Below are 13172 nucleotides of genomic sequence, written 5' to 3'. Positions count from 1 at the left end.
GCCCCGACCCTGCTCGAACGAGCGGAGTCGGGGCGTTCGCCGGTGCCAGAGGATCAGAGGCCCTCGGTGCTGGCCGTGTCCGGGCCGCCGCCCGGACGCGTGCGCTTGAGCTCGTAGAACGACGTCACCGGGGCGAGCGTGGAAAGGCCGTCCCAGATGGCGAGGCCCTCCTCCTCGTTCGGCATCGCGTTGAGGACGGGGCCGAAGTAGCCGCGGCGCTCGCCGTCGTCGTCGGTGAAGACGATGACCGGAACGCCGGTGTCGTCGCCGACGGCGTCGAGCGCGGACTGCATCTCGCTCTCGAGGTGGGCGTCCCACGACGTGTCCTCCGCGGCCTTCGCCAGGTCGGCGGGCAGACCGGCGTTGGAAAGGACCTCGGTGACGAGGGCGTCGTCGAACTCACGGCCAGCGGTGTGCACCTCACGGCCGAAGGCCGAGTACAGGTCGATCGTCGAGGCGCCCTGCTCCGCGGCCGCAGCGATGATGCGGTGAACGCGGTGGCTGCCACGGTGACCCTCGGAGTGCGGGTTCTCGTTGGGGCCGTTCTCGTCCAGTTCGTCGTTCTTGATGGCAAGGCTGAACGGGCGCCACGTGATCTCGAGGTCGCGCTGCTTCTCGACCTGGAGGAGCCAACGGCTCGTGATCCAGCAGAAGGGGCACGAAGGGTCGAAGTAGAAGTCGATGCGCTGCATGCTCGTGAGACTAGCAACGCCGGCTGAACGTGCCGACCGCTCTAAGCCTGTGAGCTTTGGCCCGATCTGTGAGCTGCGCAGCTCACACACCGGACCGCAACTCACATGTCGAGGTGAGCCACTGTCAGCGGAAGGCCGGCTCGCCCGTCAGTGCGTTGCCGATGACGAGCTGGTGCACCTCGCTCGTGCCCTCGTACGTCATGACGGACTCGAGGTTGCCGGCGTGACGGATCGGCGAGTACTCGGTGGAGATGCCGTTCGCACCGAGGATCGTGCGGCACTCGCGCGCCACGGCAATGGCCTCGCGGCAGTTGTTGAGCTTGCCGAGGCTGATCTGCTCGGGCGTGACACCGTCGCCGTCCTTGAGGCGGCCGAGGTGCAGTGCGAGAAGCATGCCCTTGCTCACCTCGAGCGTCATGTCGGCGAGCTTGCCCTGCGTCAGCTGGTAGCCGCCGAGCGGCTTGCCGAAGACCTTGCGCGACTCGGCGTAGTCGATGGCGGTCTCGAGGCTGTCGCGGGCCGCGCCGATCGATCCGAAGACGATGCCGAAACGCGCCTCCGACAGGCAGGAGAGCGGGCCCTTGAGACCGCGCACCTCGGGGAAGACCGCGTCGGCGGGCAGGCGGACGTCGACGAGCGACAGCTCGGCGGTCACCGAGGCACGCAGCGACATCTTCTTCGTCACCTCGGTGGCCGTGAAGCCGGGAGTGTTGGTGGGCACGACGAAACCGCGGATCTTGTCGTCCGTCTGCGCCCAGACGACGGCGACGTCGGCGACGCTGCCGTTCGTGATCCACATCTTCGTGCCGTTGAGCACCCAGTCGTCGCCGTCGCGCTTGGCGAAGGTGCGCATGCCGCCGGGGTCGGAACCGAAGTCCGGCTCGGTCAGGCCGAAGCACCCGATGGCCTCGCCCGCGGCCATGCGGGGCAGCCACTCGTTCTTCTGCTCCTCGCTGCCCCAACGCCAGATCGCGAACATCGCGAGGCTGCCCTGCACCGACACGAGCGAGCGGATGCCGGAGTCGGCCGCTTCGAGCTCGTGGCAGGCGATGCCGTACGTCGTCGCCGTCGAACCCGCACAGCCGTAGCCCTCGAGGTGCATGCCGAGCAGACCGAGATCGCCGAGGCCCTTCGCCAGTTCACGCGCAGGCACGGTGGCCTCGTCGTACCAGGTCGGCAGGTGCGGGCGCACCTGGTCGTCGCAGAAGCGACGCACGAGGGCCTGCACCTCACGCTCGTCCTCGGTGAGCAGACCGTCGATGCCGAGGAGGCGGTTGAGCTGGGGGTTGCGCGAGAAGTCACTCATGAATCCATCGTGCCTCACCTCACCTCGACGCCGCGGCGGACTTCTTCGCCCGATTGGTGTTACACCCTTGTCACGAGCGTTGGTGAAACGTAATACTTGGACCGTGAGTGAGACCGCGAGTGCCGAGGCCTGGGTGCGCGACCTGCGTCCTCTCAGCGCGCGCTCCGCTGCCCTCAGCCTGCTGCTCGGCGCGGAGCCGCCCGAGCTTCGCGGCGCCGACCTCGTGCGTCTCGGGGAGACCTTCGGCATCAGTGGCCCGACGATGCGCGTCGCGCTGTCGCGGCTCGTCGCCGCCGGTGAACTCACGACGGCCGACGGCGTCTACGCACTCACCGACCCGCTCGCCGCGCGCCAGAAGGCGACGCTCGCGCAACTCGCCCCGGCGACAGAACCATTCGACGGCGGGTGGGTGACGGCCGTGGTCGTCGGGGCCGGCAGTCGAAGCGCGAGCGATCGGGGAGAGCTGCGTCGGGCCATGAGCGCGGCGCGCTTCGGTGAACTGCGTGAGGGCGTGTGGATGCGCCCGGACAACCTGACCGGGGCCCGCGTCGAGCGCGACGAACTCGTCCACCTCACTGCCATTCCCGATGGCGGTGAAGTGGCCGCGAAGGCCCTCGTCGCCCGCTTGTGGAACCTCGACGAGTGGGCCGCTCGCGCCGAGGCACTCGTCCGCGCCTTCGAGAACCCCGACGTCGACGAGGCCACGCGTCTCGCCGTGGCTGCGGCCACCGTCCGCCATCTGCGCAGTGACCCGATGCTGCCCGAGAGCCTGGCCCCGAAGAACTGGCCGGCGCAGCGTCTGCGTCGCACGTACGACGCCTACCGCGCCGAACTTCGCCGCACCGTCGGCCTCAGCCCCCACCCCTACGCCGCCGCCTGATCCGAACGAGGAGAGACCATGCAGACCCACGAGGTGCTCAACCAGTCCACGCCGCTCGAGGACTACAACCCGGCGGCCTACCCCGTGCTGCGCGAAGCGCTCGAACAGGCGGATGCGGGCGAGTCGCTCGCCGAACTCGACGAGGTCGGTGTGCTCGCCGGTTCGAGTGAGGCACTGCGCTGGGGCGACCTCGCCGAGCGCAACGTGCCGCGGCTGCACACGCACGACCGGTTCGGCAACCGAATCGACGAGGTCGAGTACGACGCGGCCTACCACTCGCTCATGGAGCACGCGACGCGCTTCGGCCTCCACGGGGCGCCGTGGGCCAGCGACGACCCGAACGCGCACCTCGTGCGCGCGGCGAAGTACTCGGCCTGGATCACCGCCGACGCCGGGCACGGCTGCCCGATCACGATGACGTACGCCGCCGTTCCCGCACTGCGCGCCGACGAGGAACTGGCCGCGCGCTACACGCCGCTGCTCACGGCCCGCGGCTACGACCCGAACCTCGCCTACGCGCCGACGAAGCCCGGCATCATCGCCGGAATGTCGATGACGGAGAAGCAGGGCGGCTCCGACGTGCGCGCCAACACGACGAGCGCCACACCGCAGCCCGACGGCACCTACCGCCTCGTGGGCCACAAGTGGTTCACGTCGGCCCCGATGTCGGACATCTTCCTCACGCTCGCCCAGGCACCCGGCGGCATGACCTGCTTCGTCGTGCCGCGCGTGCTCGAGGACGGATCGCGCAACCCGATCCGCATCCAGCGCCTCAAGGACAAGCTCGGCAACCACTCCAACGCGAGCAGCGAGATCGAGTACGAGAACGCCGTCGCCTACCGCCTCGGCGACGAGGGCCGCGGTGTCCGCACCATCATCGAGATGGTCAACGTGACGCGCCTCGACTGCGTGATCGGCAGCGCGACGATCATGACGCAGGGCGTCCAGCGCGCCGCCCACCACGTCACGCACCGTGCGGCGTTCGGCAAGTCGCTCATCGATCAACCGCTCATGCGCAACGTCATCGCCGATCTCGAGATCGAGGCCGAGGCCTCCCTGACGGTGGCGCTGTGGCTCGCAGGCCTCACCGACAAGGCCCACGCCGGCGACGAGCGCGCGGCCATGCTGCGCCGCATCGGTCTCGCCGTGAGCAAGTACTACGTGTGCAAGCGCGGGCCGTCGCACGCCGTCGAGGCGCTCGAGTGCTTCGGTGGCAACGGCTACGCAGAGGACTCGCGGATGCCGCGCCTGTTCCGTGAGTCGCCGCTGCTGTCGATCTGGGAGGGAAGCGGCAACGTCGCCGCGCTCGACACGTTGCGCGCCATCGCCCGTCAGCCCGAGTCGCTCGAGGTTCTCTTCGACGAACTCGACGCCGCTGCCGGAGGCGACGCCCACTTCGACGCCTACGTCGCCGAGCTCAAGAACGAGTTCGCCGACACCGGCGAACTCGAGTACCGGGCACGCACCGTCGTCGAACGCCTCGCCCTCGCGCTGCAGGGCTCGCTGCTCGTGCGTTTCGGTCACCCGGCAGTGGCCGACGGCTTCACCGGCTCGCGCCTCGCCGGCGTCGCAGGCAACGCTTTCGGCACCCTCGGACGTGGCGTCGACACCGCGGCGATCATCGAGCGGGCGACGCCGAAGGTCTGACGCTTAGGCTCACACCATGCGAATTGCGGTGATGCAGGCGAACGCGAACGTCGGGGATCAGGCGGCCAATCTGCGGGCGATCGACGAGGCCGCTGCGCGGGCGGCCGGTGACGGCGCCGACGTCCTCGTCACGCCGGAGCTGTTCGTCAGTGGGTACGCGCCGCTGCTGCTGCGCACCGTCGATCCCGCCGCCGAGCGCGGCATCCTCGCGGAGCTGGGACGCATCGCGAAGCATCGCAAAGTGGCACTCGTCGCGAGCTACCCGCAGGTCGAGGAACTCGGCGAGGAGAAGCGGCGTCAGTACATCGGCGCCGTGCTCTTCGACGCGAACGGTGAACTCGCGCTGACGTACCGCAAGGTGCACCTGTTCGGCGACGACGAACCGCGGGCCTTCGCCTGCTCCGATGCCCCGCCGACGACGGTGGAGCTCGCGGGTCTGCGGGTGTCACTGCTCATCTGCTTCGACGTCGAGTTCCCCGAGGCCGTGCGCGCCGCCGCATTGGCCGGGGCCGACGTCGTTCTCGCGCCGACAGCGCTTGCGGCCGGATTCGATGACGTACCGCAGGTTCTCCTGCGCGCCCGTGCCCTCGAGAACGGCGTCGCGCTGGCGTACGCCAACCACACGGGGGAGGAGGACGGGCTCGTGCTTGGTGGCGGCAGCGTCATCGTCGGGCCCAACGGCGGTCTGCTCGCGGCGGGCGACGCCGCACCCCGCATCATCCTCGGCGACGTGACGCGCGACGACATCGACGCCGCTCGCCGTGAGGTGGACTACCTCGGCCGTCGCCGCCCGACGACGTACGCCGCCTGGGAGCGCGACGGCTGAGCTTCTCGGACCTCACATTTGAACAGGTTGAAGACGATGGTTGCTCTCGGAGCAACGTCCGTCGCCTCATTGTGGCATCGTGGGTTCGCGCGGATCGGCAGTCGACCGCCGAAGGGGTGAAGGTGACATGACAGCAGTGACCGAGTTTCCGAGTGACGGGGCCGCGAAGCAGCCTCCGATCACGATGCTGAACCCTGATTTCCCCTTCAGCTACGACCACTTCCTCGCACACCCTGCCGGCCTCGGCAGCGTGCCCGAGGAGATGTACGGCACCGAGGTTGCCGTCGTCGGTGGCGGTGTCTCGGGCCTCGTCGCGGCCCTCGAACTCATGAAGATGGGCCTCAAGCCCGTCGTCTACGAAGCCGACCGCATCGGCGGGCGCCTGCGCTCGGAGAGCTTCGCCGCCGCGAAGGACGTCACGGTCGACCTCGGCGGCATGCGCTTCCCCGAGTCGAGCAAAGCGCTCTACCACTACATCGACATGGTCGGCCTCGAGACGGAGGCGTTCCCCAACCCGCTCTCGGAGGTCACGCCGAGCACCGTCGTCGAGCTGGGCGGCGTGAAGCACTACGCCGAGACACCCGCCGACCTGCCCGAGTTCTTCACCCACGTGGCCGACGCCTGGCGCGCCGCGGTCGAGGACGACGCGCAGTTCCTCGAGATGCAGACCGCCATCCGTGAGCGCGACGTGCCCACGATCAAGCGCATCTGGAACGAGCTCGTGCCGCGCATGGACGAGCAGACGTTCTACGGCTTCATCGCGGCGAGTGACGCGTTCAAGAAGGCGGGTTTCGCGGCGCGCGAGGCGTTCGGCCAGGTCGGGTTCGGCACTGGCGGTTGGGACACCGACTTCCCCAACTCCATCCTCGAGATCCTGCGGGTCGTCTACACCGACGCCGACGACCGTCACCGCCGCATCCTCGGTGGCGCCCAGCGTCTGCCGGAGGGGCTGTGGGCGTACGAGCCGGCCGAGATGAAGCACTGGCCGGTCGGCACGTCGCTGCGGTCGCTGCACAACGGAGCTCCCGCGGGGGAGGTGCGCCGCATCCGCCGCGCGGAGAACGGCGACCTCGAGATCTCCGAACGCTGGGGCCGCAAGGCGACGTACAAGGCGGCCATCACGAGCTGCCAGTCGTGGCTGCTGTCGACGCGCATCGACACCGAGGAGGCCCTGTTCTCCCCGGAGATGTGGATGGCGCTCGAACGCTCGCACTACATGCAGAGCTCGAAGACGTTCGTCATGGTCGACCGGCCCTTCTGGAAGGACAAGGATCCGAAGACCGGCCAGGACGTCATGTCGATGACGCTGACCGACCGCCTCAACCGCGCCACGTACCTGCTCGACGACGGCCCGGACAAGCCCGGCGTCATCCTGCTGTCGTACACGTGGAACGACGACGCGATGAAGTGGCTGTCGCTCGACGCGACGCAGCGCATGGAGCTCATGCTGCACTCGCTCGCGCAGATCTACCCGGACGTCGACATCGCGAGCCACGTCGTCGGGCAGCCGATCACGGTGTCGTGGGAGTCGGACCCGAACTTCATGGGCGCCTTCAAGGCGAACCTGCCGGGGCACTACCGCTACCAGCAGCGGCTGTTCACGCACTTCGCGAAGAACGACCTGCCCGAGCACCAGCGCGGCATCTTCCTCGCGGGCGACGACATCTCGTGGACGGCCGGCTGGGCCGAGGGCGCCGTGCAGACGGGCCTCAACGCCGTCTGGGGTGTCATGAAGCATCTCGGCGGCGAGTGCAGCCCGGAAAACCCCGGACCGGGCGAACTGCTCGGCGAGTACGGCCCGATCAGCCTGGACTGAAACCGAATTCGGACGGTCTCCCTCGGTGGAACAGCGAACGGGTAGGGTTTCGCGCAACTCAACTCGGGACGAGAGGCGCGCATGAAGTCGCTACCGGTTCAAGGCCTGCGCGAGAGCGTGGCCGTCGGCGCGCGCCTGCGTAACGCCCGCCTGGCCCGCCGCTACACGCTGGAGCAGACGGCTCAGCTCGCCGGCATGACGAAGGGTTTCCTCTCCCGGGTGGAGCGCGACCTGACGTCGCCGTCCGTGGCGTCACTCGTCACGCTGTGTCAGGTGCTGCAGATCGACGTCGGCTCGCTGTTCACGGCGCCGCGCACGTCGCTGGTGCGGCTCGAGGAGGCCTCTCCCGTCGACCTGGGCGGAAACGGCATCGACGAGCGCCTCGTGACGAGCCGCGAGGAACGTGCCGTGCAGGTGCTGCGCGCGGTCATCGCGCCGGGAGGCGCGGGAGAGAACGAGCTCTACGCCATCGACTGCGACGTCGAGGTGTGGCACGTCGTCACTGGCCGGCTCGAGGTGCGTATGCACGACGAGACCTTCGAAGTGGGCGAGGGCGACACGCTCACCTTCCCCGGCCGCGAGCCGCACACGTGGCGCAACCTCCACGACGAGGAGACGCTCGTCCTCATGACGCTCGTGCCCGACAGCCGCTGATCGTCCCCACATGCGCGGCATGCCGCGCTTGTGGGGAAATCTACGGACGAGAAGGCCCCATGGGCGCGACATGTCGCACTCATGGTGCCTTCTTGGCGTCGACTACCAGTTCTGGCGCTTGGCCTTGCGCTTGTGCGACGTCAGCAACAGGTAGGCACCGAGGGCCGGGACGCCGACGAAGATGGCCATGCCGATGAACCAGCCGATCGTGTAGGCCGCGCCGCTTCCGTAGGGCGGGTTCTGGGCCGTCGAGCCCAACGCACCCAGTGCGATGATGCCGGCGACGATGGCGAGGATGATGCCGAACGTCGTCGCGACGCCACTGCGCTTCGGCGCCATCTGGCCGTACGGCTGCTGGCCGTACTGCTGGCCGAACTGCTGCGGCTGCTGGTAGCCGCCGTACGGAGGCTGCTGCGGCGCGCCGTAGCCCTGCTGGCCGTACCCGCCAGGCTGCTGGAGGTTCTGCGCACCGTAGGCGCCGGTCTGCCCGCCGTACTGCTGAGGGTTCTGACCCTGCTGCGGGTCGCCATAAGGGTTCGGATTCTGGGTCATGCATCAAGCAAACGGCGCCCGGCGGTGAGATGCAAGTCACCGTCGGGCGCCGTTCGACGCGTTCGCCTCGATCAGGAGGTGCGAACACCTTCCGTCTCGATGCGACCGCTGACGCGAGCGTCCCACTCCTCGCGCACCTCGGGGCGCACGGGCTTCGTCGCGAGCGAGACCGCGACGAACGTGACGAGGGAGGCGAGCAGGCCGAAGTAGATCGGCTTGTTGTCGAGGATGCCGAGCAGCGGGTCGCCCAGCTGAACAGCGAGAACGGCCATCGTGCCGAGCGTGACCACGGTGCCGACGATCATCGACGCCGCAGCGCCCTGGCCGTTGCCACGCTTCCACACGAAGCCACCGAGGATCGCGATGAGCAGACCACCTACGAGGATGTCGTACGCGATCGTCAGGGATGCGACGACGATGTCCCCGCCGGCCTTGAGGGAGCTCATCCACGCCGCAATGGCGATGATGACGATGCCCAGGCCGAGCACCCAGGTGCGGTTCTCGCGGATGTTCTTGTCGCTGTGCGGGTCCTCGGCCGACTCACCGGTGGCCTTGGCCTTGCCGGTGATCATCGGCACGACGTCGTTGCGGGCCACGGTGGCGGCGGCGATGAGCGCGCCGGACGCGGTCGACATCATGGCGGCGACGGCGGCGGCGAGCACGAGACCGCCGATGCCGACGGGCAGGATCTTGTCGGCCACCTCGGCGTAGACGTCGTCCTTCACCTTGATCTTGTCGCCTAGCGAGGCGTGGGCCGCCATGCCGATGACGGCACCGGCCGCACCGTAGAAGATGCAGTAGATGCCGGCGGCAGCGCCACCCCAGCGAGCGACCTCGGGGGAGCGGGCCGTGAACACGCGCTGCCAGATGTCCTGGCCGATGAGGAGGCCGAGGGTGAAGACGACGAACCAGGTGAGGATCGTCTGCGGGTCGGCGCCGAAGTTCTTGTCGCCGATGAGGTTGAACGCCTGGTCACCCATGCGCTCGCGGATGCCGTCGAAGCCGCCGGCCTTGCTCAGCGTGAACGGCAGCATGAGCGCGAAGATGCCGATCGTCTTGATGATGAACTGCACCTGGTCGGCCAGCGTGATCGACCACATGCCGCCGATGACGGAGTAGACGAGCACGACGCCACCGCCGACGACGATGCACAGCCAGCGGTCCCAGCCCAGGAGAACGTGGAGGACGGTTGCGTAGGCGCCCGTCGACGTCACCGAGAGGAAGATCGTGTAGGCCAGCATGACGATGCTGGACGCGCCGGTGGCCTTGTGGCCGTAGCGCAGGTCGAGCATCTCGCTGACGGAGTAGACGCGCAGCTTCTGGATCGTGCCGGCGAACAGGAGCGAGAGCAGCAGAACACCGACGCCGATGGCGACGACGAGCCACATGCCTGACAGGCCCATCTTGTAACCCAGGCCGACACCGCCGACGGTGGAGGCGCCACCGAGCACGACGGCCGCCATCGTTCCGGTGTAGAGGAAGTAACCGAGGCGACGCCCGGCGACGAGGTAGTCCGAACTGTTCTTGGTGCGCGAGCGACCCCAGAACCCGAACGCCAGCATGGCGACGAGGTACAGGACGACGATCGCGAGGTTGAGGTCCACGGAAAGGGCCTCCTTCGCTGGATAGGTGGCATGGCACGGTGTGTCGTCTGCGTCACATGGAGTGGGGGTTCGACCAATGTAAGAGATCGACTCCTAACAAACAACGGATTCCCCTGGGTAAACACGTCCGTTAACCTGATTGTGATCGAACGCACGTGACCTGGGGCGTCGCACGACAACCCGGGCCGACCCAAGGAGCTCACGACATGGACCACCCCCGCGTCGAGACGAACGGCCGCATCGGCCCGGTCAACGCCGCCCTCACCCCGCGCTACGCGGGCCTGGGCACCTTCGCGCGCCTGCCGCGCATCGAGGACGTGTCCAAGGCGGACGTCGCCGTCGTCGGCATGCCCTGGGACTCGGGCGTCTCCTACCGCCCCGGTGCGCGCTTCGGTGCGACGCACGTGCGTGAGAGCTCGCGCCTCCTGCGTCCGTTCAACCCCGCGCAGTCGGTCTCGCCGTTCGCAAAGCTGCAGGTCGCCGACGCCGGTGACGTGGCACTCAACCCGTTCAACATCGACGAGGCGCTCAAGACGGCCGAGGAGGCCGCGGCGCAGTTCGTCAGCGACGGCACCTCTCTCATCACGATCGGCGGCGATCACACCCTCGCCCTGCCGCTGCTGCGCGCGCACGCCAAGAAGCACGGCCCCGTCGCGCTGCTGCACTTCGACGCCCACCTCGACACGTGGGACACCTACTTCGGCGCCGAGTACACGCACGGCACGCCGTTCCGTCGCGCGTTCGAGGAAGGCATCATCGACTCCTCGGGCGTCTGCCACGTCGGCACCCGCGGCCCGCTCTACGGCACGCAGGACCTCGAGGACGACGCGCGCTTCGGCTTCGGTGTCGTGACGAGCAACGACGTCATGCGCATGGGTGTCGACGAGGTCGTCGGCTTCCTGCGTGAGCGCGTGGGCGACCGTCCGCTGTACGTCTCGCTCGACATCGATGTTCTCGACCCGGCCCACGCGCCCGGCACCGGAACGCCCGAGCCGGGCGGTCTGACGTCGCGCGAGCTGCTCGAGATTCTGCGCGGCCTGCGCGGCACGAACCTCATCGGCGCCGACGTTGTCGAGGTCGCCCCGCCGTACGACCACGCCGAGCTCACGGGTCTCGCCGCGGCGAACGTCGTGTACGAGTACATGTCGCTGCTCGCACTCGGCAAGGACGCCCCCGCGGGCGGCCCGGCCTACGGCGAGTCCAACACGACCTACGGGGAGAGCAAGTGAGCGAACAGATCCGTTCGACGGCGGCAGGGGAAGCCGCTCCGAAGATCCGCAACGGTGGCGACCTCGTCGTCGAGACGCTCGAGGCGCTCGGCACGACGACCGTGTTCGGAATCCCGGGCCAGCACGCGCTGGGCCTGTTCGACGCGCTGCGCCGTTCGGGGCTGCACTTCATGAGCAGCCGCGTCGAGAACAACGCTGCTTTCGCGGCCGACGGGTACTCGCGCGTCTCGGGCAAGCCGGCGGCGCTCTTCCTCTCCACCGGCCCCGGCGCGTTGACGGCGCTTCCGGGTCTGCAGGAGGCGTACGCCACCTCGGTTCCGATGGTCGTCGTCGCGTCGCAGGTGCCGGTCTCCGGCCTCGGCGGTGCGCGTCGCGGCATGCTTCACCAGCTCGACGAGCAGCGTCGCGCCGCCATCGACGTCACGAAGTCTCAGCGCACGGTGACGCACCACGCCGCCATCCCGACGGCCATCGAGTCGGCGTGGCTGGAAGCGATGACCCACCCGCGTGGGCCGGTCTGGGTCGAGGTGCCGCAGGACGTCCTGCTCGCCAAGACGGAGATCCCGCCGATCCGCACGGCCAACGCCTCCCCGACGCCCGAGGGGCCGCGCCCCGAACTCGTGTGGGCCGCAGTGCAGTTGCTCGCTTCGGCGAAGCGTCCCGCCATCGTCTCCGGTGGTGGTGTGCGCCGCGCCGGTGCGGAGAAGGCGCTGCTCACCCTCGCCGAGAAGCTCGACGCCCCCGTCGTCTGCTCGCCGGGCGGCAACTCGGGCTTCCCCGTCGAGCACCCGCTGTCGATGGGGTCATGGGTCGAGGACCGTGCGGTCACCGACCTGCTCGCCGACGCCGACGTCCTGCTCGCCGTCGGCACGTCGCTCGGTGAGGTGACGTCGAACTACTTCACGCTCGAGCCGTCCGGCAAGCTCATCCACGTCGACGCCGAGCCGCGCGTGCTCGAGTCGAACCACCCCGCACTCGGTATCGCGTGTGACGCGAAGGCCGCGCTCGAGGCGTTCGTCTCGGCCTACCCCTCGGAGTCCACGGAAGGCCGCCAGTCCGGCGCCGAGCGGGCCGCAGGTGCGCGCAAAGCCATCGTCGAGCGTCTCGACGGGCAGGACCTCGCGCACGAGCGCGCGTTCATGGACGCCATCCGTGCCGGCATCCCCGACAATGTGCCGACGTTCTGGGACATGACGATCGCCGCCTACTGGGGCTGGAACTGCTGGGACGGCCGCACCGGCGGCTTCCACTCCGGCCAGGGCGCCGGCGGCCTCGGCTTCGCGTTCCCCGCAGCCCTCGGCGGCGCCGTGGCGCTCGCGGAGAAGCGCGGGCTGAAGCTTTCCGACGTCGACGCGGAGTTCTCGGTCGGCGGCAGCGAGCGCGTCGTCGCCGTCGCGGGTGACGGTTCGGCGATGTACTCGATCTCGGAGCTGGCCACCGCGGTGCAGCACGGCATCCCGGTGACGTGGCTCATCGTCGACGACGGCGGCTACGGCATCCTGCGCGAGTACATGGTGGCCACCTTCGGGCAGGCCACCCACACCGAGCTCGCCCGCCCGGACTTCATCACGCTTGCCAAGGCGTTCGGCGTCGAGGCGCAGGAGGTCTCGGTCGGTGACGACGCGGGTTACTCGGAGCTCACCGACGCTCTGCGTGCGACGTTCGAGGCGTCGGTCACCGGCCCGCGCGTCATCGTCGTCAAGACGCACCTCGAGATGTTTGCCATGAGCTGACGATCCGTCTCGGGTCGTGCCGCCCGTCGCCTCGCTGATCAGCGGGCGGCGGGCGGTTCGTCGTTGGTGCGGACGTTTGGCGCTGGGCAGGCTTTCCTGCGATTGGGTAGGGGCCGCCTCGGCCCAGCCGAGTGTGACGGCCGACGAGCCGGCCGAGCTGGCGACGGCTGGCGCCCGCTGACAGCAGTCGCTCGTCGTCGCTGGGCAGACTTCCCTGCGGTTGGGTAGTGGTT

11 protein-coding genes are annotated in these 13172 nt (G+C 68.9%); 7 read left to right on the top strand and 4 right to left on the bottom strand.

Annotated elements, in window-relative coordinates; genetic code table 11:
- Positions 1–53 precede the first annotated feature (53 nt).
- Together AA983_RS12310 and AA983_RS12305 are read right to left on the bottom strand one after the other, a co-directional pair.
- A complete protein-coding gene (locus AA983_RS12310) occupies positions 54–692 on the bottom strand; it encodes a DsbA family protein (RefSeq protein ID WP_047312519.1) in 639 nt (212 codons plus the stop codon).
- Positions 693–816: 124 nt separating this feature from the next.
- Positions 817–1998 carry an acyl-CoA dehydrogenase family protein gene (locus AA983_RS12305; protein ID WP_047312518.1) on the bottom strand — a complete coding sequence of 394 codons (1182 nt, stop codon included), beginning with the start codon at positions 1996–1998 and terminating at the stop codon, positions 817–819.
- Positions 1999–2101: 103 nt separating this feature from the next.
- Here AA983_RS12305 and AA983_RS12300 point away from each other — a divergent pair, with 103 nt between their 5' ends.
- The 5 genes from AA983_RS12300 (at position 2102) to AA983_RS12280 (ending at position 7821) form a co-directional block, all read left to right on the top strand.
- Positions 2102–2878 (top strand): PaaX family transcriptional regulator C-terminal domain-containing protein, encoded by a 777-nt coding sequence (locus tag AA983_RS12300; RefSeq protein ID WP_047312517.1) that lies wholly within the window; start codon positions 2102–2104, stop codon positions 2876–2878.
- An 18-nt stretch (positions 2879–2896) separates the two neighbouring features.
- The gene (locus tag AA983_RS12295) at positions 2897–4525 is read left to right on the top strand and encodes an acyl-CoA dehydrogenase family protein (protein WP_047312516.1); all 1629 of its coding nucleotides are present in this window, start codon (positions 2897–2899) and stop codon (positions 4523–4525) included.
- Between the two features lie 16 nt (positions 4526–4541).
- A complete protein-coding gene (locus AA983_RS12290; RefSeq protein WP_047312515.1) occupies positions 4542–5351 on the top strand; it encodes a nitrilase-related carbon-nitrogen hydrolase in 810 nt (269 codons plus the stop codon).
- Between the two features lie 127 nt (positions 5352–5478).
- Positions 5479–7167: an NAD(P)/FAD-dependent oxidoreductase gene (locus tag AA983_RS12285; RefSeq protein ID WP_047312514.1), complete on the top strand. Its 1689-nt coding sequence runs from the start codon at positions 5479–5481 to the stop codon at positions 7165–7167.
- Between the two features lie 81 nt (positions 7168–7248).
- Positions 7249–7821 carry a helix-turn-helix domain-containing protein gene (locus AA983_RS12280; RefSeq protein WP_047312513.1) on the top strand — a complete coding sequence of 191 codons (573 nt, stop codon included), beginning with the start codon at positions 7249–7251 and terminating at the stop codon, positions 7819–7821.
- 102 nt (positions 7822–7923) lie between these two features.
- Here the strand turns inward: AA983_RS12280 and AA983_RS12275 are convergent, their stop codons facing one another.
- Complete coding sequence (locus AA983_RS12275; protein WP_052947111.1) at positions 7924–8373, bottom strand: hypothetical protein; 450 nt, start codon at positions 8371–8373, stop codon at positions 7924–7926.
- A 71-nt stretch (positions 8374–8444) separates the two neighbouring features.
- Positions 8445–9935: a sodium:solute symporter gene (locus tag AA983_RS12270; protein ID WP_082128914.1), complete on the bottom strand. Its 1491-nt coding sequence runs from the start codon at positions 9933–9935 to the stop codon at positions 8445–8447.
- A 248-nt stretch (positions 9936–10183) separates the two neighbouring features.
- On the opposite strand from AA983_RS12270, the gene speB reads away from it, so the two are divergent.
- Together speB and AA983_RS12260 are read left to right on the top strand one after the other, a co-directional pair.
- A complete protein-coding gene (gene speB, locus AA983_RS12265; protein WP_047312511.1) occupies positions 10184–11206 on the top strand; it encodes an agmatinase in 1023 nt (340 codons plus the stop codon).
- Positions 11203–12939, top strand: a complete 1737-nt coding sequence (locus AA983_RS12260) for a thiamine pyrophosphate-binding protein (protein WP_047312510.1) — start codon at positions 11203–11205, stop codon at positions 12937–12939. Before speB ends, AA983_RS12260 begins: the two co-directional genes overlap by 4 nt.
- The last annotated feature ends 233 nt before the right edge of the window (positions 12940–13172 follow it).

Source organism: Dermacoccus sp. PE3 (assembly GCF_001021715.1).
Taxonomy (GTDB): Bacteria; Actinomycetota; Actinomycetes; order Actinomycetales; family Dermatophilaceae; genus Dermacoccus; species Dermacoccus abyssi.
Note: the sequence above shows the minus strand (reverse complement) of the source record. Positions and strands in the feature narration are given on the sequence as shown.

Bases quoted from the DNA above. Each gene is read 5' to 3' on its own strand.
- AA983_RS12285 (WP_047312514.1), top strand. From the start codon at position 5,479: ATGACAGCAGTGACCGAGTTTCCGAGTGACGGGGCCGCGAAGCAGCCT.
- AA983_RS12305 (WP_047312518.1), bottom strand. From the start codon at position 1,998: ATGAGTGACTTCTCGCGCAACCCCCAGCTCAACCGCCTCCTCGGCATC.
- AA983_RS12270 (WP_082128914.1), bottom strand. From the start codon at position 9,935: ATGCTGGCGTTCGGGTTCTGGGGTCGCTCGCGCACCAAGAACAGTTCG.
- speB (WP_047312511.1), top strand. From the start codon at position 10,184: ATGGACCACCCCCGCGTCGAGACGAACGGCCGCATCGGCCCGGTCAAC.
- AA983_RS12275 (WP_052947111.1), bottom strand. From the start codon at position 8,373: ATGACCCAGAATCCGAACCCTTATGGCGACCCGCAGCAGGGTCAGAAC.
- AA983_RS12290 (WP_047312515.1), top strand. From the start codon at position 4,542: ATGCGAATTGCGGTGATGCAGGCGAACGCGAACGTCGGGGATCAGGCG.
- AA983_RS12310 (WP_047312519.1), bottom strand. From the start codon at position 692: ATGCAGCGCATCGACTTCTACTTCGACCCTTCGTGCCCCTTCTGCTGG.
- AA983_RS12280 (WP_047312513.1), top strand. From the start codon at position 7,249: ATGAAGTCGCTACCGGTTCAAGGCCTGCGCGAGAGCGTGGCCGTCGGC.
- AA983_RS12295 (WP_047312516.1), top strand. From the start codon at position 2,897: ATGCAGACCCACGAGGTGCTCAACCAGTCCACGCCGCTCGAGGACTAC.